The organism is Pseudomonas sp. Leaf434, assembly GCF_001425545.1.
Lineage (GTDB): Bacteria > Pseudomonadota > Gammaproteobacteria > Pseudomonadales > Pseudomonadaceae > Aquipseudomonas > Aquipseudomonas siliginis.
The window spans coordinates 570139-586637 of sequence record NZ_LMQZ01000009.1 but is presented as its reverse complement, the minus strand read 5'-3'; the positions used below and the strand labels follow the sequence as shown (position 1 = coordinate 586637).

The following is a 16499-nucleotide window of genomic DNA, read 5'->3' as shown; positions in this document are numbered from 1 at the left end:
CGTGCCCTGAAATAACACATCGCAACACATTGCCACACTCGACTTTCGCTAAGCCACCCACACCGACGCTGAAAAACTGCACGTAATGTTCAGAATTTCAGACTGGCCCCGCAGCCGGTTTTGCTGCTAAAACCGCTTGCCGTCCCTGCCCGTTTCATCGTTCGGAGAATTGCTTTATGAGCCAGTGGCCAGACACCCGTATCCTTGATCTTCTCGGTATCGAACTGCCGATCATCCAAGGCCCGATGGCCGGTGCGACCAATTCTTCGATGGTGATTGCCGTGTGCAATGCCGGCGGCCTCGGTTCAATGCCCGCAGCGATGCTGAGCATCGAGCAACTGCGCGAAGAACTGAAGACGATTCGCCAGCACACCACCAAGCCGTTCAACGTCAATTTCTTCTGCCATCAGCCACCGGCGCCTGATGAGCAGCGAGCCCGGGACTGGAAAAATCTGCTCGAACCTTACTACCGCGAACTCGGTGCCGATTTCGAGGCGCCGACGCCGGTGTCCAACCGTGCTCCTTTCGACGAGACTGCGTGTGCCGTGCTCGAAGAATTCCGCCCCGAAGTGGTGAGTTTTCATTTCGGGTTGCCGGAGAAAAATCTGCTTGATCGGGTCAAGGCAACCGGGGCGAAAATCCTTTCATCTGCCACCACGGTCGAAGAAGCGATCTGGCTGGAGCAACACGGCTGCGATGCGATCATCGCCATGGGTTATGAGGCGGGCGGGCATCGCGGGATGTTTCTCAGCGATGATCTGAGCAGCCAGGTCGGCACCTTTGCACTGGTGCCGCAGGTGGTCGACGCGGTGAAGGTGCCGGTGATTGCGGCGGGTGCGATTAGCGATGCCCGAGGCGTAGCAGCCGCGTTGATGCTCGGCGCCTCGGCGGTGCAAGTCGGCACGGCGTTTCTGTTTACCCCGGAGGCGAAGGTCAGCGCCTCGCACCACAAGGCCCTGCGCACCGCCAAGGAAAGCGAGACCGCCATCACCAACATTTTCACCGGACGTCCGGCGCGGGGTATTGTCAATCGGGCGATGCGCGAACTCGGCCCGATGTCAGCGCAAGCGCCAGCCTTCCCGTTGGCCGGCGGCGCGCTGATGCCGCTGCGAGCCAAGGATGACGCCGATTTTGCCAATCTGTGGGCCGGTCAGGCGCTGACGTTGGGCAAGGATATCGGCAGCGCTGAACTGACCCGGCAACTCGCCGAGGGCGCATTGGCGAAACTCAACCGTCATTGAATCTACGCGGCGAGCGGATTTATTCCCTCGCCACTTGGCGGCATATCGCTATATATTTCCGTATACAGCGATTGCGCCCGTGTATCGGCGTTATCCAAAGCAAAGCATTCAATGCCGATCACGGAGCCTTTACATGACACCTGCTGCCACACGCCTCGCCCCTGCCTGTCTCGCCTCATTCCTCACATTTTTCAGCATCAGTGCCGCGCAAGCTGACGAAGTGCAAGTGGCGGTCGCCGCCAATTTCACCGCGCCAATCCAGGCCATCGCTGCCGATTTCGAAAAAGACACCGGGCACAAATTGGTTGCTGCTTACGGCGCAACCGGCCAGTTCTACACCCAGATCAAAAACGGCGCGCCCTTCCAAGTGTTTTTCGCAGCTGACGACAGCACCCCGGCAAAACTCGAACAGGAAGGCGAAACCGTCAAAGGCTCGCGCTTCACCTACGCCATTGGCACCCTGGCGCTGTGGTCGGCAAAAGAAGGTTATGTGGATGCACAGGGTGACGTGCTGAAAACCAACCAATACCAGCACTTGTCCATCGCCAACCCGAAAGCCGCGCCATACGGTCTCGCCGCCACCCAGGTGCTGGAAAAACTCCAGTTGAGCGAAGCCACGAAAAGCAAAATCGTCGAAGGCCAGAACATTACTCAGGCCTACCAGTTCGTCTCCACCGGCAACGCCGAACTAGGCTTTGTGGCGCTGTCGCAAATCTTCAAGAACGGCAAAATCAGCAGCGGCTCGGCATGGATTGTTCCGGCCACCCTGCATGATCCGATCAAACAGGACGCGGTGATCTTGAACAAAGGCAAGGACAGCGCTGCTGCCAAGTCCCTGATCGATTATCTCAAAGGCCCGAAAGCCGCTGCGGTGATCAAATCCTTCGGATATGAACTGTAAATGTCGCTGACCAGTGCCGACTTCGCCGCGATCTGGCTGACCCTGAAACTGGCGTCGCTGACCACCGTGATTCTGCTGGTGATCGGCACGCCGATCGCGTTATGGCTGTCGCGCACCTCGTCGTGGTTGCGCGGCCCGATTGGCGCCATCGTCGCCCTGCCGCTGGTGCTGCCGCCGACGGTGATCGGCTTTTATCTGTTGCTGGCGCTGGGGCCGCACGGTTTTCTCGGCCAGTTCACTCAATGGCTGGGGCTGGGCACGCTGACGTTCAGTTTCACCGGGCTGGTCATCGGCTCGGTAATCTACTCCATGCCTTTCGTGGTGCAACCGCTGCAAAACGCATTCTCGGCGATCGGCACCCGCCCGCTGGAAGTCGCCGCGACGTTGCGCGCCAATCCTTGGGACACGTTCTTCAGCGTGATCCTGCCGCTGGCGCGCCCCGGCTTCATCACCGCAGCGATTCTCGGTTTTACCCACACCGTCGGTGAATTCGGCGTGGTGCTGATGATCGGCGGCAACATTCCCGACAAGACCCGCGTGGTCTCGGTGCAGATTTACGACCACGTCGAAGCGCTGGAATATGCCCAGGCGCACTGGCTGTCCGGGGCGATGCTGGTGTTCTCGTTTCTGGTGTTGCTGGCGCTGTATTCCAGCCGTAAAACCCGCGCTGGCTGGAGCTGATCGATGATTGATGTACGCCTGAAACGCACTTATCCGGGGTTCGAACTGGATGTTGATCTGCAAGTGCCGGGCCGGGGCGTCACCGCGCTGTTTGGCGATTCCGGCTCCGGCAAAACCACCTGCCTGCGCTGCATCGCCGGGCTGGAACGCGCAGAGCAGGGTTTTGTGCAGATCAACGATGAGGTCTGGCAGGACAGCGCGCAGGGCATTTTCGTAGCCCCGCATAAACGTGCGCTTGGCTACGTGTTTCAGGAAGCCAGCCTGTTCCCGCATCTGTCTGTGCTGGCCAATCTGGAGTTTGGTCTCAAACGCATCGCCAAGTCGCAACGCCTGGTCGATATCAACCAAGCGACCGAACTGCTCGGCATCGGCCATTTGCTCGAGCGTCATCCGCAGCATCTGTCCGGCGGCGAACGACAGCGCGTCGGCATCGCCCGCGCCCTGCTGACCAGCCCGAAACTGCTGCTGATGGACGAACCACTGGCGGCTCTCGACAGCCGGCGCAAAAGCGAAATCTTGCCGTACCTGCAACGCCTGCACGACGAACTGGATATTCCGCTGCTGTACGTCAGCCATGCCCAGGATGAAGTCGCGCGTCTGGCTGATCATCTGGTATTGCTCCGTGACGGCAAAGCCCTCGCCAGCGGCCCGATCGGCGAGACCCTCGCGCGTCTGGATCTGCCTTTGGCGCTGGGCGATGACGCCGGGGTGATCATCGAAGGTCAGGTCAGCGCCTACGACGCCACCTATCAATTGCTCAGCCTGCAACTGCCAGCTACCGAAATGAACATTCGCGTCACCCATGCGCCGATGGCCGTGGGCCAAGCCCTGCGCTGCAAGGTGCACGCCCGTGACATCAGCCTGGCGCTGAACAACGATGCAGCCAGCAGCATTCTCAATCGTCTGCCCGTTACCGTCATCAGCGAACAGGCCGCTGACAACAGTGCCCATGTGCTGATCCGCCTCGATGCGGGCGGCACGCCGCTGCTGGCGCGGATCACCCGCTTCTCGCGTGACCAATTGGGCGTGCACCCGGGCCAGCGGCTGTGGGCGCAGATCAAGGCAGTGGCGGTGCTCGCGTAAATCATTCGGCACGACGGCCAGCGACTGCGGTCAATCAGTTACAGACTGCCGTATGACCGAAGGAAACCGCCATGCCCGATACCGTGCTGACAGATGCCCTGCCCGCCGATCTGCATTACGTCGATGACACTCAGCCTGGTATCACCCGGAAAAAACTGCGCGGCAAGTTCGTCTATTTCGAACCGTCGGGCCAGCGCATCAGCGATCCGGACGAAATCAAACGCATCAATGCCCTCGCGGTGCCGCCGGCTTACACCGATGTGTGGATCTGCGCCGACCCGTGCGGTCATCTGCAAGCCACCGGCCGCGATGCGCGCGGGCGCAAGCAATACCGTTATCACGCACGCTGGCGCGAAGTGCGCGACGCCGACAAATACTCGCGCCTGCGAGAGTTCGGCCTGGCCCTGCCCAAACTGCGGCGCCAGCTTGAGGCGCTGCTCGACGCCCCGGGCTTCAGCCGCGACAAGGTCATGGCCACGGTCATCACCTTGCTCGACGCCACGCTGATCCGCGTCGGCAATACCCAATATGCGCGGGACAATCGCTCTTATGGCCTGACCACGTTGCGCAGTCGGCATGTCGAGGTCAACGGCAGCGCGATCCTGTTCCAGTTCCGCGGCAAGAGCGGCATCGAACACCAGATCACCGTCAAGGACCGTCGCCTGGCGCGAATCATCAAGCGCTGCCTGGAGATTCCCGGGCAAAACCTGTTTCAGTACCTTGATGAACACGGCGAACGGCACACCGTCACCTCCTCCGACGTCAACGCCTATCTGCAAAAGCTCACCGGCGCTGAATTCACCGCCAAGGATTACCGCACCTGGGCGGGCAGCGCATTGGCTTTGGCAGTGCTGCGCGAGCTGCAGCATGAGTCGGAAACCGAGGCCAAGCGCCATGTGGTTGAAGCCGTGAAGAACGTCGCCAAACAGCTGGGCAACACGCCAGCGGTGTGCCGCAAATGCTACATCCACCCTGCGGTGCTCGAACATTTCATGCTCGGCGCGCTCGCCGAACTGCCTCGCCCGCGAGTGCGCAAAGGCCTGCGCGCTGAGGAAGTAGCCTTGGCGATGTTTCTCGAGCGGATGTGTGAGGTGAGCGAGGCGTCCTGAGTCGCACAAACCCCCTGCAGGCTCACTCCTACAAGATTTGCCGATGAGCTGAGCCGGGTATTTTTTGCACGATCGCGCAGGGCTTCTATAGTTGATCTGAAGGTTCGCGCCATGCGGGCTTTTTGTTGCAACTCAGCCGTTTCAGCGAACGGAGGTGTTTCATGTCCGAGAAAGAGTCCATCACCACCCTCCTCACCCTGCTCGACGCCCGCCAGGCGCGCCTGGCAGCCGCCTGCAAAGAGATCGCCGACTGGGTTGATCATCAAGGCGGGCATCCGACAGCTTTGCGCATTCGCGACCGACTGCATGACATCGAAAAAGATGCGCCGCTTATTCGCGATACGCTTTCGACGCTCAAGCCAATTGATCGGCCGTTGCCACGATTCAGATAGTCGAGGTTCAATTAACTTCAACAACCGGCTCGGCATCGGTGTAAGTGTTTTTCTTTATTATCCAATGCGATTGAGCGTAGCCCTTTTAGTTATATGTGCACTACTGGCCGATACAAGTTGAAAGTGCAGGCACCGCTCATCGGATCAATTAAAAAAAATCAAAACACCGTGAACCGATATGTAATCGAAGTAGGTGTCCATGACGAAAACGGACATCACTAGCGAAACGTTAATAGATATCGGAGAGCTATCATGACCACCGGAAATAAAAATACAGGTAACGCCGGCAACGATCGTGACAAGATGCAAGAGTCCGGGAAAAAAGGCGGACAGTCTGGCGGCAACTTCGCCAACGATCGTGAAAAAGCATCCGAGGCTGGTCGCAAAGGCGGACAATCCAGCCACAGTGGAGGTCGCAAGTCGTAAATGAGCGGTACAAGGGCAGCCTCGCTGCCCTTGTAATATTCGACGGAGCGCATAGATGACCACCTCCATACATACTCCTCCAAGCCAGTTACACCAACGCGAAGGCGCTGAAGTTGTTCCAGAAGCGACGCGCAGCTCCCCGGAGAAACTGCCGGACGACGCTGGGTCTTCGTGCATTGAAAGAAAACCTGGCCACCCGCAGCACAGCGATCGTGCCCAACATGAATGTTACGAGCGCAGGCAGTTGAACGTTGACTCTGAAAACTCTCGAGAAACGCAAACGACGCCAACGTACGAACGCTGCTCCTGACTCACGGGCACCAGTCCTTGCGCAAAGAGCCCGTTCGCAGAGCCCCGGCCCGTCGAGGAAATTGCCATGCCTGTTCACGTGATTAACTTTACCGGCCCTATCAATGCTTCAACCTGCGGTCAGCTGATTGATAGAGCCTCGCGTGCGGTAAAGGAAGATGCCCCCAGGTTGATTCTGAACATCGCTACCATGGGTGGCGAATGCAGTTACGGTTTTACGATGTACAACTTTCTGATGGCGCTGCCCGTCCCGGTACACACGCATAACCTGGGAACGGTCGAGTCGATGGGCAATATCGTTTTCCTCGCCGGCCAGCGCCGCACTGCGTGCACTCATAGCAAGTTTCTGTTTCACCCTTTTCATTGGCACTTGCAGGGAGCGGTTGATCATTCGCGCATGTCGGAATATGCCATGAGCCTGGATTACGACTTGCATCTGTACGCGCAGATTGTCGCCGAGCGTACCAGTAACGGGAAAAATGCGTTGGAGACAGAGAAATACCTGACAGCGGCTCCGCGCATCATCAATCCTGAAGAAGCTTTGCATGCAGGGCTGATCACAGCGGTTGAAGACACCGAGATTCACGCCGACTTTGTCTGCTCATGCATTTACTCCTGAAGCCCCTCCTGAATAACGCGTCGCTTTAGATGCGTTTCATTCTATTCAGATCGCCACTCTGAGCAGCGACATTACAAGATCATGTAGTGCATTGGCGCCTCAACTTGTACACGCCCCAACGCGCGGTATAACGCTAAACAAGCGGCGCATGCCGGTCATCCCAGCCAAAAGAATTTTCTCTGAATTATTCATTTCGCCAGACATCCCTCTTTTTAACAGACGGAGGAAATGTATGAGCGCAGTGGACTTGTACGTGATCGAGTACCTGTTACATGGAAAGCCCAGGTCATTCGTCATTCGCACAAAAAACATGAACAACGCCGAAGCGTGGCAGTGGGCAAGTTGCGACGCAGGAATCGCGCCCATCCCCCGCCCCGGTCGGCCTCCGTTGAAACGTTTTTCCAAACCGATGGCGGAGCGCTTTGGCGTGACCGGGGTGCAATGGCGCGAGTCGGTGCCTCTGGTGTGGGAGGAGGATCACGCAAAATGAATGAGCACACGTTGAAATTCGGTTTCGGCCGATCCTGGGATGACGAGATGGCAGAAAACGCCGCGATGTTCCGCGAGGCCGACCTGCTGGAAGAGGCGGCCTACAGAATCATTGAGCATGACGCCGACAGCCCTGAGTCCTGGGCTCGCTTCAGCGAAGCGAAAGCCCTGGCCGACGCCAAGCGAACGGCGGCCTATCAGGACTGGATGCGCATCAAGCGCGCAATGAGCAAGCCGCGCTCGAAATAGCAGCCTGACAGGTCATGGTTTGAGGATCAGCAGCGGCTCGCCTTTCGGCACGACGTAAGTGGCCAGTTCCACGCCCTTTTCGCTGCCAATGTTTTTCGCCACATGCGCCACGCCCGCCGGAATGAACAACGAATCACCGGCCTTGAGTATTACCGGCGCCCGCCCTTCGAGCTGATACTCGAACGTGCCGCTGATGACATAGGCGACTTCCACGCCGGGATGAGCATGCCGAGGCGAGGTGACGCCAGCGTCGAAATCGATACGCGCCTGAATCACCTCGCGATTGTCAGCGCCGAGATCCTGGCGAACCAGATCAGTACGGCTCAGACCTTTCTGCCAGCTCGTCGCCGGCGCATCTGCCGCATGGGCGAAACCGGCAAGGGAGGCGAAGACAACGGCAGAAGCCAGAAACAGTGGACGGTACATGGTGGTGCCCTCTTGAACGTAGTGTTGGTGTGAGGGCTACTTTGGGCTCGGCATGTAAGGCGGATGTGTCGCGAAAGCCCGGTTTGGTGTTGCCGTGTGTATCCGCTGAGGGCTGATACACGCTTATACAAACGTGTCGCGGTCCCCGTCCGGGCCATGGTGGGAAAGAATCTGTAAACTGCCGCAATCTTCATTCACCCAAACAAGAGATGCCCATGGCCAATCAAGACATCATCTTCACGCCTGATCCGGACACCGATTCGATTTCTTCCGACGTCGCCACCTTTGGCGGGATCATGGTCTCGACGCAAATCCCGACCCGCGCCGATGGCAGCCTGGAACTCGGCGGCATCACCGAGCAAAGCGAGTGCACGCTGCAAGCGCTGAAAGTCGCCTTGGAACGTGCTGGCAGTTCGATGGACCGGGTGCTGCACCTGACCATTTACCTCACCGACATGGCTGATCGCGCGGCGTTCAACGAAGTCTACAAACGCTACTTCGCCAAGCCTTGGCCAGTGCGGGCAGCGGTGGGCGTCGCTTCGCTGGCGGTTGAGGGGATGCGTGTGGAAGTGACGGCGATGGCGGCCAAGGGCTGATTTGCGGAAATACTGCGTAGGCTGCCGCCACGATTCCGGTTGCGGCGTACGCAGTGAAAATGCTTAAGGGCGCGCGCCAAACACAGCAGCCACCAGGATGCGGCCGTTTGGCATGCGCTGGCTCGCTCGTTGAGCGAATTGGCGTCAACGGTCTATTCACAAAACTTAAAGGGGACCGCTAGCTATAACAAACAGTTTACCTTCTGATACCCGGTATGTTTGCCCGCGGTGCTCGATTTCAAAATTGAATGTTGCCGTAATCGAATCGATACCTTCTTCGTGTTTGCGCGCAAACTCTATTGTTCCTGTTTTCGCATATAAAATTTCATGCGACATAGTCATCAATCCCGCCACGGGACTTCCGAACCCGCCAACTTCATGCGTACCGTCCGTAAGGGAGCGATCTATCACAAATGAAATAATCTCACCCACCTCGTCCGTAAAATATTGACCAATAACGCTGAACGTCTCCTTTGTGCCGAAATAGAGATGCCGAGTAGCGGAGAATATTGGCTTGCCAATGCCCGGATGATGGGGTGAAACGACCGCTTTGTAATACACTTCGGCCTTCTTCTGCGGACGCGATTTAAACGACGCGAAATCCGAGATACCAATCGTCGCGAAGGCGTTATTACCTTTCATGATATTAATCTCCAATGTCTTGCGTGATATAGGCCAGAGCGACTTTCCCGCTCCCACCTGATGTTCACGCTTTGGACGCGGGCGGACAACTGACAGACTTTACAGTTATGCATTGCCTCGTATTGTGCTAGGTCCTTCGTACCTGATATCGGCACGCTGATGCCGCCCAGGTGTTTCACAGGTACAATGCGCCCCTTGCCCGTGACCGCCTGACTAAAAAAACTATGTCCTTGCCCAAGCATCACCTGGAATTGCTCAGCCCTGCCCGCGATGTCGCCATTGCCCGCGAGGCCATCCTGCATGGCGCTGACGCCGTGTACATCGGCGGCCCGAGCTTCGGCGCACGCCACAACGCCTGCAACGAAGTCAGCGAAATCGCCGAACTGGTCGAGTTCGCCCGCCGTTACCACGCACGCATCTTCACCACCATCAACACCATCCTGCACGACAACGAGCTGGAGCCGGCGCGCAAGCTGATCCATCAGTTGTACGACGCCGGCGTCGATGCGCTGATCGTTCAGGATCTGGGCGTAATGGAGCTGGACATTCCGCCGATCGAGCTGCACGCCTCGACCCAGACCGACATCCGCACCCTCGAGCGAGCGAAGTTCCTCGATCAGGCCGGTTTCTCGCAGTTGGTGTTGGCCCGTGAGCTGAACCTGCAAGAAATCCGCGCCATCGCCGATGAAACCGACGCGGCCATCGAATTCTTCATTCACGGCGCGCTGTGCGTGGCCTTCTCCGGCCAGTGCAATATTTCCCACGCGCAAACCGGCCGCAGTGCCAACCGAGGCGACTGCTCCCAGGCTTGCCGCTTGCCGTACACCTTGAAAGACGAAAAGGGTGGCGTGATCGCTTACGAAAAACACCTGCTGTCGATGAAAGACAACAACCAGAGCGCCAACATCCGCGCGCTGGTCGAAGCAGGCGTGCGTTCGTTCAAGATCGAAGGTCGCTACAAGGACATGGGCTATGTGAAGAACATCACCGCCTATTACCGCCAGCGTCTGGACGACGTGCTCGAAGACCGCCCTGACCTGGCCCGCGCCTCCAGCGGCCGCACCGTGCATTTCTTCCTGCCCGACCCGGAAAAGACCTTCCACCGTGGCAGCACCGATTACTTCGTCACCGATCGCAAGATCGACATCGGCGCCTTCGATTCGCCAACCTTCACCGGTCTGCCAGTCGGCACGGTGGAAAAAGTCGGCAAGCGTGACATGCAGGTTGTCACTCACGAGCCGCTGTCCAACGGCGACGGCCTGAACGTGCTGGTCAAACGCGAAGTGGTCGGTTTCCGCGCCAACATCGCCGAGGCCAAAGGCGAGTTCGAAGAAGACGGCGAGAAGCGCTACCGCTACCGCGTCGAACCGAACGAAATGCCCGAGGGCCTGTTCAAGCTGCGTCCAAGCCACCCGCTTAATCGCAACCTTGATCACAACTGGCAGCAGGCGTTGCAGAAGACCTCTTCGGAACGTCGTGTGGCCCTGAGCTGGTTCGCCCGTCTGCGCGAAGAACAGCTGGAAGTGACCGCGACCAGCGAAGAAGGCATCAGCGCCAGCGTCACGCTGAACGGGCCGTTCGGCGTTGCCAACAAGCCGGAACAGGCGCTGGAGCAACTGCGTGACCTGCTCGGTCAGCTCGGCACAACCCAGTATCACGCCACCGACATCAAGCTGGATGCGCCGCAAGCGTTCTTCATTCCCAACTCGCAGCTCAAGTCGCTGCGTCGCGAAGTGATCGAAGCGCTGACTGCGGCGCGTGTCGCCGCGCATCCGCGTGGCAGCCGCAAGGCCGAAACCACGCCGCCGCCGGTGTACCCGGATTCGCACCTGACCTTCCTCGCCAACGTCTACAACCAGAAGGCGCGCGACTTCTACCACCGTCACGGCGTCAAGCTGATCGACGCGGCGTACGAAGCTCACGAAGAGCCAGGCGAGGTGCCGGTGATGATCACCAAGCACTGCCTGCGTTTCTCCTTCAACCTGTGCCCGAAACAGGCCAAAGGCGTGACCGGCGTGCGTACCAAGGTCGCGCCGATGCAGTTGATCCACGGCGATGAAGTGCTGACGCTGAAGTTCGATTGCAAGCCGTGCGAGATGCACATCATCGGCAAGATGAAAGGCCACATTCTGAACCTGCCGCAGCCGGGCAGCGTGGTCGGCCACATCAGCCCTGAAGACCTGATGAAAACCATCCCGCGCGCACCGCACTAAGTGGCCGGCGTGCGCGGTGCTTCGGCATCGCGCACGCCTGCTTGGCTCCAAACGCGGTAAATCGCAGGCATAAAAAAACGCCAACTTCTTGCGAAGTTGGCGTTTTTTCGTAGATGGCAGGGGCGGCTGGATTCGAACCAACGCATGGCAGGATCAAAACCTGCTGCCTTACCGCTTGGCGACGCCCCTGTAGCTCTGATCAGCGGCTCCGTTAGGATCGCTGTGAGAACGGGGCGCAATTTAACAACATTCATTTCATTTGGGAAGCCCGAAATAAAATTTTTTTTGTTTTAAAACAGCCACTTATTATTTTCGCGCGGAAACTCACCGTTTCATCGCCATGTATCACACTGTGTACGCGCCCCGCTGCTACACAACCCAATGCAAAAACGCTCTCTGGCGACACAGAGCAGATACCTCGCCACGCTTCAATGCACCCAGGGTTTCAAGGGTTCATCCAGCCCCTTGGCCACAGGCTCGCAAAGGAGACGTCAGCATGAAACAGGCTCTGCACACCTCTAAAATCACCGCCGCGCTCGGCTTGTCAGTCCTGGCGCTGTCACTGTTCGGCGCCGTCGGCAGCGCTCAGGCGCAAACCACTGAACCGGCCGCCGTCAGCTATTCGGCGCCCTCGCCTTTCGGCCCGCTGAAGCACATCAAGGCTGGCTTGCTCGACGTGGCCTACGCCGAAACCGGCCCCGCTGATGGCCCAGTGGTGATTCTGCTGCACGGCTGGCCCTACGACATTCACAGCTACGACGATGTCGCACCACTGCTCGCGGCCAAGGGTTACCGCGTGCTGATGCCGTATGCACGCGGTTATGGCGACACGCAGTTCCTGTCCAAAAACACCCTGCGCAACGGCCAACCGGCGGCGCTGGCCAGCGACGTGATCGACTTCATGGATGCGCTGAAGATCAAACAAGCAGTGCTGGGCGGCTATGATTGGGGCGCGCGTTCGGCGGACATCGTCGCAGCATTGTGGCCGGAGCGCGTCAAGGCGTTGGTGGCGGTCAGCGGCTACCTGATCGGCAATCAGGCCGCCGGGCAAAACCCGCTGCCGCCGAAAGCCGAATTGCAGTGGTGGTACCAGTTCTACTTCGCCACCGAACGCGGCCGTGCCGGCTATGAAAAGAACACCCACGACTTCGCCAAACTGATCTGGCAGCTGGCTTCGCCGCAGTGGAAGTTCGACGACGCCACTTTCGACCGCAGCGCCCAAGCGTTGCAGAACCCCGATCACGTCGAAATCACCGTGTTCAACTACCGCTGGCGGCTGGGCCTGGTGCAGGGCGAGGCGAAATATGCCGCGCTGGAAGAAAAATTGGCTACTGCGCCTTCGATCAGCGTGCCGACGATTACCCTGGAAGGCGACGCCAATGGTGCGCCACATCCCAAGCCTGAGGACTATGCCAAGCGTTTTACCGGGAAATATCAGTTCCGGTTGATTGAGGGTGGGGTTGGGCACAATTTGCCCCAGGAAAGCCCGGCGGCGTTTGCGCAAGCTGTAATCGATGCTGATCGTCTCTGACAGACCCGCCCTCAATACCCCTCACCCTAGCCCTCTCCCGGAGGGAGAGGGAACTGATTGGGGGATATTCGAGATTTACGCCGACCTGAAAGCGCTGTATTGAATCCAAAGTCGACGTCCATCTTTCAGGTCGATGTACAGCGCAAGATACCTCGGTCGGCTCCCTCTCCCTCTGGGAGAGGGCTGGGGTGAGGGTTTTTGGGGATTGCACCGGTCGATCTATTTAACCAGCCGTTTTTCCTTCGAAGGCCGATAACCAAAATACGAGCTGTAGCACTTGCTGAAATGGCTCGGTGAAACGAAACCACACGCCACCAGCACTTCCACCTGCGACAGCTCGGTATGTTGCAGCAGGCGCCGTGCTTCGGTGATGCGCAGTTCCAGGTAATAGCGCTGCGGCGTGGTGCCCAGTTGTTCCTTGAACAAGCGCTCGAGCTGGCGCCGTGAGCGGCCGGCGTAGACCGCCAGTTGTTCCAGCTCCAGCGGTTCTTCGAGGTTGGCGTCCATCAGCTTGATCACTTCCCGCAACGGCGCGCTGACGCAGATGTTTTCATCCGGTTTGATCCGCCGGTAGCGCGATTCCTCAAACGCCAGAATGTCCTCGACACCCTCGACCAGCGCCTTGCCGTGCAGGCCTTTGATCCAGTCCAGCGCCATGTGGAAAGCCCCCGATGGGCTCGACGCGGTGAGACGGTCGCGGTCGATCACATAGGGCTCGCTGCTGACGTGCGTAGCCTTGGCAATTTCCGTCAACGCGGGGCGATGTTCCGGGTGAATCGCGCAACGGTAGCCGTCGAGCAACCCGGCACGCCCGAGAAACCACGAACCATTCCACAACCCGGCCAGACTGACGCCCCGCTCCGCCGCGAGTTTGAGCAAGTGCACAAACCCATCGCTCGCTCGCAGTTCAGTGCGATAACCGCCGCAGACCACCAGCAGATCCAATTCCTCGAGCGCTGCTGAGTCCAGACGCGCATCGGGGCGGATCACCAGCCCCAGGTCGCTGATGACCTCGCCCTCACCCAGCCCGAAGGTGCGCGAGGTAAACAGCCCCGGGCGCAACAGATTGGTAGTCACCACGGCGTCCAGCGTCTGCGTAAAGGCCGGTAGCGAAAAGTGTTCGAGCAGCAGAAAACCGGTGCGCGTCAACTGCGCGTTATCGCTTTGCTCATTCAGATAGCGGAGGTTTTTCCCCTTCATGCCTCCGCTGAATTGGCGTCGTTCGGTCAAGTTTCAATCCATCGGTCACATTGTTGTGCGCCGATAGTTGGCCGGAACCGGTAAAGAGTCAATCACGTCATCAGGCCACACCTTCAAACAACCCATGGCCGTCGCCCCGGGTATCTCAAACGATCGTATTCAACCCCGCCCCGAGCCGACCTTCGAGGCGCCCAAACAGGACGTAGTGTTGATAGCCACTGGAGAAGGCGCCTGTGGCGATTGCAGTCTTTACGTCGGCATTGAGGCGCAAATATTGCTCCTCATCGAAGTGCTCGGCGCTGACTTCACCTGTACGGCCCAGACGTTCGCTATCGATCGGCTGTTCGAGAATCGTGCGTCGTTGAAAGTCGATGATGCGATTGACCGCATGACTTTCCAGCGGCCCCTTGTTGGGCGATGCGGAGTAGATGTGCAGACCGTTCTTCGCGCAGCGGTTGCACAAGTCCACGCAGTTCTTTTGCGTGGATTTGCGACTCATCAATTCCTGTACCGGCATGTCCAGATACTTGCCGACGCTGTATTCCGCCTGATTGAAAATCGTGCAGCACAGCACGGTATTGCCATTGCAATCGAGTACCAGCCAATCATCTTTCAGGGTGCACGCCTGTTTGGGGTATTGCTTGACCAGATTGACCAGGTCTGCATACGGTGGCAACGCCAGGCGCTTGAGGGTTTCCCGGTCCGTGTCGGTGACCGAGGCATCGTCTTCGACGATAGCGAAGGTTTTTTCCAGCGGCATCATCACCGAGTAGCCGGTGGAGAAATTGAAACCCAGGCGCTCGCTGAACTGGCGCATCAGCCCCTCTTCTTCGAGGTTATCCAGATAGCGATGGTAATAGACCTCGATAAGCGTATTCAGGCCGTGACGCTGCTTGAGGTCATGCAGCTTGATCATGTTCTGCTTGACCACTTCGATGTCGCCGCCGACATGCCCTTGGCGGTAGGTATCCTGGTGGAACCCGGACAGGGAGACACGGAAGAACCAGGGATTGGCGAGCATCGCGCTTTCAATGTTCTTGGCCAGGTTAAGGTTGGAGCTGATGCCGCTTTGCAAGCCAGCTGCGTTGATGATTTCGACGAACTCACCAATGCGCGGGTGAATCAACGGCTCGGTCCAGTTGTACAAGAAGATCGCCTTGACCCCTTCACGACGTGCCTTATCGACAATCTGCGTGAACATATCGAGCTGCATGGCTTTCTTGAAATTGGCATTTTCCGAATTACCCATCGGGCATGACGGGCAGCTCAGATTGCAGGCGCCGACGATATCGATGTACATATTCATTACGCGCATAGCTCCTTGGGTCGAACGTGCGCCTCTCATCACGAGCACGTTCGGGTCGCCGGGTTGGTTGTTTTTCTGACGACCTGCCTTCACGTAAAGCAATAAGCGCACCAGAGCCCTACGCCATTAACGCCACAATCCAGTCGATAAATACCCGCAATTTCAAGCTGACATGCCGGTTCGGCGGATACGCGACGTAAAGCGGCATGCTTTCCAGTCGCCAGCCCTCAAACAACGGCACGAGCTCGCCGCGCGCGACATGCGCATCGGCCATATACGTCGGCAACCACAACACCCCCATGCCCGCCAGTCCCGCCGCTAGATAGGCATTGCCGTCATCTACCGCAAGCACATGCCGGCCCTTGATCTGCAAGCGCTCGGTGCCGTTGTGCAACGTGTACGGAAGAGGTTTACCAGTGCGAGCCCAAAGAAACGCGACCACCCGATGATGGGAGTCTTCCAGTTCGCGTGGATGGTCGGGCGTACCTTCGCGAGCCAGATAAGCCGGCGCGGCAAATACCCCCAATGGTAGATCGGCGAGCTTGCGCGCCATCAGCGATTGATCGAGCAATTCGCCGCCGCGCACCACGCAATCGACGTTCTCATCGATGATGTCGACGATGCGGTCGCTGACGCCCATGTCGATCTGGATGTCCGGGTAGCGCGCATGAAACTCCGGCAACGCCGGCACCAGAATGTGCCGCGCGAACGGGCTCGGCACGTCGATGCGCAAGCGCCCCCGTGGCCGTGCGGCGGCACCGGGCAGGCTGGTTTCGGCGTCGTCCATGTCGGCCAGCAACTTGATCACCCGCTCGTAATACGCCGCACCATCGGCGGTGACGTTGACCTTGCGCGTAGTGCGATTGAGCAGCTTGACCCGCAGCCGCGCCTCCAGCTGCTGCACCAGTTGCGTCACCGTGGTCTTGCTCATGTGCAGGGTTTCGGCAGCTTTGGTGAAACTGCCCGCCTCGACCACCCGGGCAAAGGCCTGCATCGCATCGAACCGGTCCATCCGCGCCCCTCGATTGTTTGGAATTTGCAAACAGTGAACGCCAAGCTTGCGCGTTTATCCAGCAGCTGCAAACA

17 protein-coding genes, 1 tRNA gene and 1 pseudogene are annotated in these 16499 nt (G+C 58.6%); 13 read left to right on the top strand and 6 right to left on the bottom strand.

The window, feature by feature from the left end:
* Nucleotides 1-176 precede the first annotated feature (176 nt).
* The 10 genes and pseudogenes from ASG55_RS20035 to ASG55_RS19990 all read left to right on the top strand — a co-directional run bounded on the left by ASG55_RS20035 (nt 177) and on the right by ASG55_RS19990 (nt 7499).
* Nucleotides 177-1241 (top strand): NAD(P)H-dependent flavin oxidoreductase, encoded by a 1065-nt coding sequence (locus ASG55_RS20035; RefSeq protein ID WP_056789622.1) that lies wholly within the window; start codon nt 177-179, stop codon nt 1239-1241.
* A gap of 133 nt (nt 1242-1374) precedes the next feature.
* On the top strand, nt 1375-2142 hold the full coding sequence (modA, locus tag ASG55_RS20030; protein WP_056789618.1) for a molybdate ABC transporter substrate-binding protein: 768 nt from the start codon (nt 1375-1377) through the stop codon (nt 2140-2142).
* Entirely contained in the window at nt 2143-2823 is a 681-nt protein-coding gene (modB, locus tag ASG55_RS20025; RefSeq protein ID WP_056789616.1) for a molybdate ABC transporter permease subunit, read from the top strand. It begins immediately after the preceding gene.
* 3 nt (nt 2824-2826) lie between these two features.
* Nucleotides 2827-3906 (top strand): molybdenum ABC transporter ATP-binding protein, encoded by a 1080-nt coding sequence (gene modC / locus ASG55_RS20020; protein WP_056789615.1) that lies wholly within the window; start codon nt 2827-2829, stop codon nt 3904-3906.
* A 71-nt stretch (nt 3907-3977) separates the two neighbouring features.
* On the top strand, nt 3978-5015 hold the full coding sequence (locus tag ASG55_RS20015; protein WP_056789610.1) for a DNA topoisomerase IB: 1038 nt from the start codon (nt 3978-3980) through the stop codon (nt 5013-5015).
* Nucleotides 5016-5176: 161 nt separating this feature from the next.
* Complete coding sequence (locus tag ASG55_RS20010; RefSeq protein WP_016774936.1) at nt 5177-5407, top strand: hypothetical protein; 231 nt, start codon at nt 5177-5179, stop codon at nt 5405-5407.
* A gap of 309 nt (nt 5408-5716) precedes the next feature.
* A pseudogene (locus tag ASG55_RS26515) lies at nt 5717-5833 on the top strand (general stress protein); the annotation flags it as partial.
* Between the two features lie 376 nt (nt 5834-6209).
* Nucleotides 6210-6761: an ATP-dependent Clp protease proteolytic subunit gene (locus tag ASG55_RS20000; protein WP_041480149.1), complete on the top strand. Its 552-nt coding sequence runs from the start codon at nt 6210-6212 to the stop codon at nt 6759-6761.
* A gap of 232 nt (nt 6762-6993) precedes the next feature.
* Nucleotides 6994-7251 (top strand): DUF6555 family protein, encoded by a 258-nt coding sequence (locus ASG55_RS19995; RefSeq protein WP_056789607.1) that lies wholly within the window; start codon nt 6994-6996, stop codon nt 7249-7251.
* The gene (locus ASG55_RS19990) at nt 7248-7499 is read left to right on the top strand and encodes a hypothetical protein (RefSeq protein ID WP_056789602.1); all 252 of its coding nucleotides are present in this window, start codon (nt 7248-7250) and stop codon (nt 7497-7499) included. The genes ASG55_RS19995 and ASG55_RS19990 overlap by 4 nt, the downstream gene beginning before the upstream one ends.
* 12 nt (nt 7500-7511) lie before the next feature.
* On the opposite strand, the gene ASG55_RS19985 is transcribed toward ASG55_RS19990, so the two are convergent.
* Nucleotides 7512-7925, bottom strand: a complete 414-nt coding sequence (locus tag ASG55_RS19985; protein ID WP_056789598.1) for a cupin domain-containing protein — start codon at nt 7923-7925, stop codon at nt 7512-7514.
* Nucleotides 7926-8140: 215 nt separating this feature from the next.
* Between ASG55_RS19985 and ASG55_RS19980 the strand changes: the two genes are divergently transcribed.
* Entirely contained in the window at nt 8141-8521 is a 381-nt protein-coding gene (locus ASG55_RS19980) for a RidA family protein (RefSeq protein WP_056789594.1), read from the top strand.
* A 165-nt stretch (nt 8522-8686) separates the two neighbouring features.
* Here ASG55_RS19980 and ASG55_RS19975 read toward each other — a convergent pair whose 3' ends face one another.
* The gene (locus ASG55_RS19975; protein WP_056789591.1) at nt 8687-9163 is read right to left on the bottom strand and encodes a hypothetical protein; all 477 of its coding nucleotides are present in this window, start codon (nt 9161-9163) and stop codon (nt 8687-8689) included.
* Nucleotides 9164-9387: 224 nt separating this feature from the next.
* Between ASG55_RS19975 and ASG55_RS19970 the strand changes: the two genes are divergently transcribed.
* Nucleotides 9388-11376 carry a peptidase U32 family protein gene (locus ASG55_RS19970; RefSeq protein ID WP_056789588.1) on the top strand — a complete coding sequence of 663 codons (1989 nt, stop codon included), beginning with the start codon at nt 9388-9390 and terminating at the stop codon, nt 11374-11376.
* 114 nt (nt 11377-11490) lie between these two features.
* Here the strand turns inward: ASG55_RS19970 and ASG55_RS19965 are convergent.
* Nucleotides 11491-11565, bottom strand: a tRNA-Gln gene (locus ASG55_RS19965).
* 307 nt (nt 11566-11872) lie between these two features.
* Here ASG55_RS19965 and ASG55_RS19960 point away from each other — a divergent pair.
* A complete protein-coding gene (locus tag ASG55_RS19960) occupies nt 11873-12907 on the top strand; it encodes an alpha/beta fold hydrolase (RefSeq protein WP_056789584.1) in 1035 nt (344 codons plus the stop codon).
* 219 nt (nt 12908-13126) lie between these two features.
* On the opposite strand, the gene ASG55_RS19955 is transcribed toward ASG55_RS19960, so the two are convergent.
* The 3 genes from ASG55_RS19955 to ASG55_RS19945 form a co-directional block, all read right to left on the bottom strand.
* A complete protein-coding gene (locus tag ASG55_RS19955; protein ID WP_177342730.1) occupies nt 13127-14137 on the bottom strand; it encodes a GlxA family transcriptional regulator in 1011 nt (336 codons plus the stop codon).
* 115 nt (nt 14138-14252) lie between these two features.
* Nucleotides 14253-15413, bottom strand: a complete 1161-nt coding sequence (locus tag ASG55_RS19950; protein ID WP_056789581.1) for a radical SAM protein — start codon at nt 15411-15413, stop codon at nt 14253-14255.
* 118 nt (nt 15414-15531) lie between these two features.
* Entirely contained in the window at nt 15532-16425 is an 894-nt protein-coding gene (locus ASG55_RS19945) for a LysR family transcriptional regulator (RefSeq protein ID WP_056789579.1), read from the bottom strand.
* Nucleotides 16426-16499: the final 74 nt, after the last annotated feature.

Excerpts from the sequence above, each read along its gene's own strand:
- ASG55_RS20035 (WP_056789622.1), top strand. The coding sequence starts at position 177 with ATGAGCCAGTGGCCAGACACCCGTATCCTTGATCTTCTCGGTATCGAA.
- modA (WP_056789618.1), top strand. The coding sequence starts at position 1,375 with ATGACACCTGCTGCCACACGCCTCGCCCCTGCCTGTCTCGCCTCATTC.
- modB (WP_056789616.1), top strand. The coding sequence starts at position 2,143 with ATGTCGCTGACCAGTGCCGACTTCGCCGCGATCTGGCTGACCCTGAAA.
- modC (WP_056789615.1), top strand. The coding sequence starts at position 2,827 with ATGATTGATGTACGCCTGAAACGCACTTATCCGGGGTTCGAACTGGAT.
- ASG55_RS20015 (WP_056789610.1), top strand. The coding sequence starts at position 3,978 with ATGCCCGATACCGTGCTGACAGATGCCCTGCCCGCCGATCTGCATTAC.
- ASG55_RS20010 (WP_016774936.1), top strand. The coding sequence starts at position 5,177 with ATGTCCGAGAAAGAGTCCATCACCACCCTCCTCACCCTGCTCGACGCC.
- ASG55_RS20000 (WP_041480149.1), top strand. The coding sequence starts at position 6,210 with ATGCCTGTTCACGTGATTAACTTTACCGGCCCTATCAATGCTTCAACC.
- ASG55_RS19995 (WP_056789607.1), top strand. The coding sequence starts at position 6,994 with ATGAGCGCAGTGGACTTGTACGTGATCGAGTACCTGTTACATGGAAAG.
- ASG55_RS19990 (WP_056789602.1), top strand. The coding sequence starts at position 7,248 with ATGAATGAGCACACGTTGAAATTCGGTTTCGGCCGATCCTGGGATGAC.
- ASG55_RS19985 (WP_056789598.1), bottom strand. The coding sequence starts at position 7,925 with ATGTACCGTCCACTGTTTCTGGCTTCTGCCGTTGTCTTCGCCTCCCTT.
- ASG55_RS19980 (WP_056789594.1), top strand. The coding sequence starts at position 8,141 with ATGGCCAATCAAGACATCATCTTCACGCCTGATCCGGACACCGATTCG.
- ASG55_RS19975 (WP_056789591.1), bottom strand. The coding sequence starts at position 9,163 with ATGAAAGGTAATAACGCCTTCGCGACGATTGGTATCTCGGATTTCGCG.
- ASG55_RS19970 (WP_056789588.1), top strand. The coding sequence starts at position 9,388 with ATGTCCTTGCCCAAGCATCACCTGGAATTGCTCAGCCCTGCCCGCGAT.
- ASG55_RS19960 (WP_056789584.1), top strand. The coding sequence starts at position 11,873 with ATGAAACAGGCTCTGCACACCTCTAAAATCACCGCCGCGCTCGGCTTG.
- ASG55_RS19950 (WP_056789581.1), bottom strand. The coding sequence starts at position 15,413 with ATGAATATGTACATCGATATCGTCGGCGCCTGCAATCTGAGCTGCCCG.
- ASG55_RS19945 (WP_056789579.1), bottom strand. The coding sequence starts at position 16,425 with ATGGACCGGTTCGATGCGATGCAGGCCTTTGCCCGGGTGGTCGAGGCG.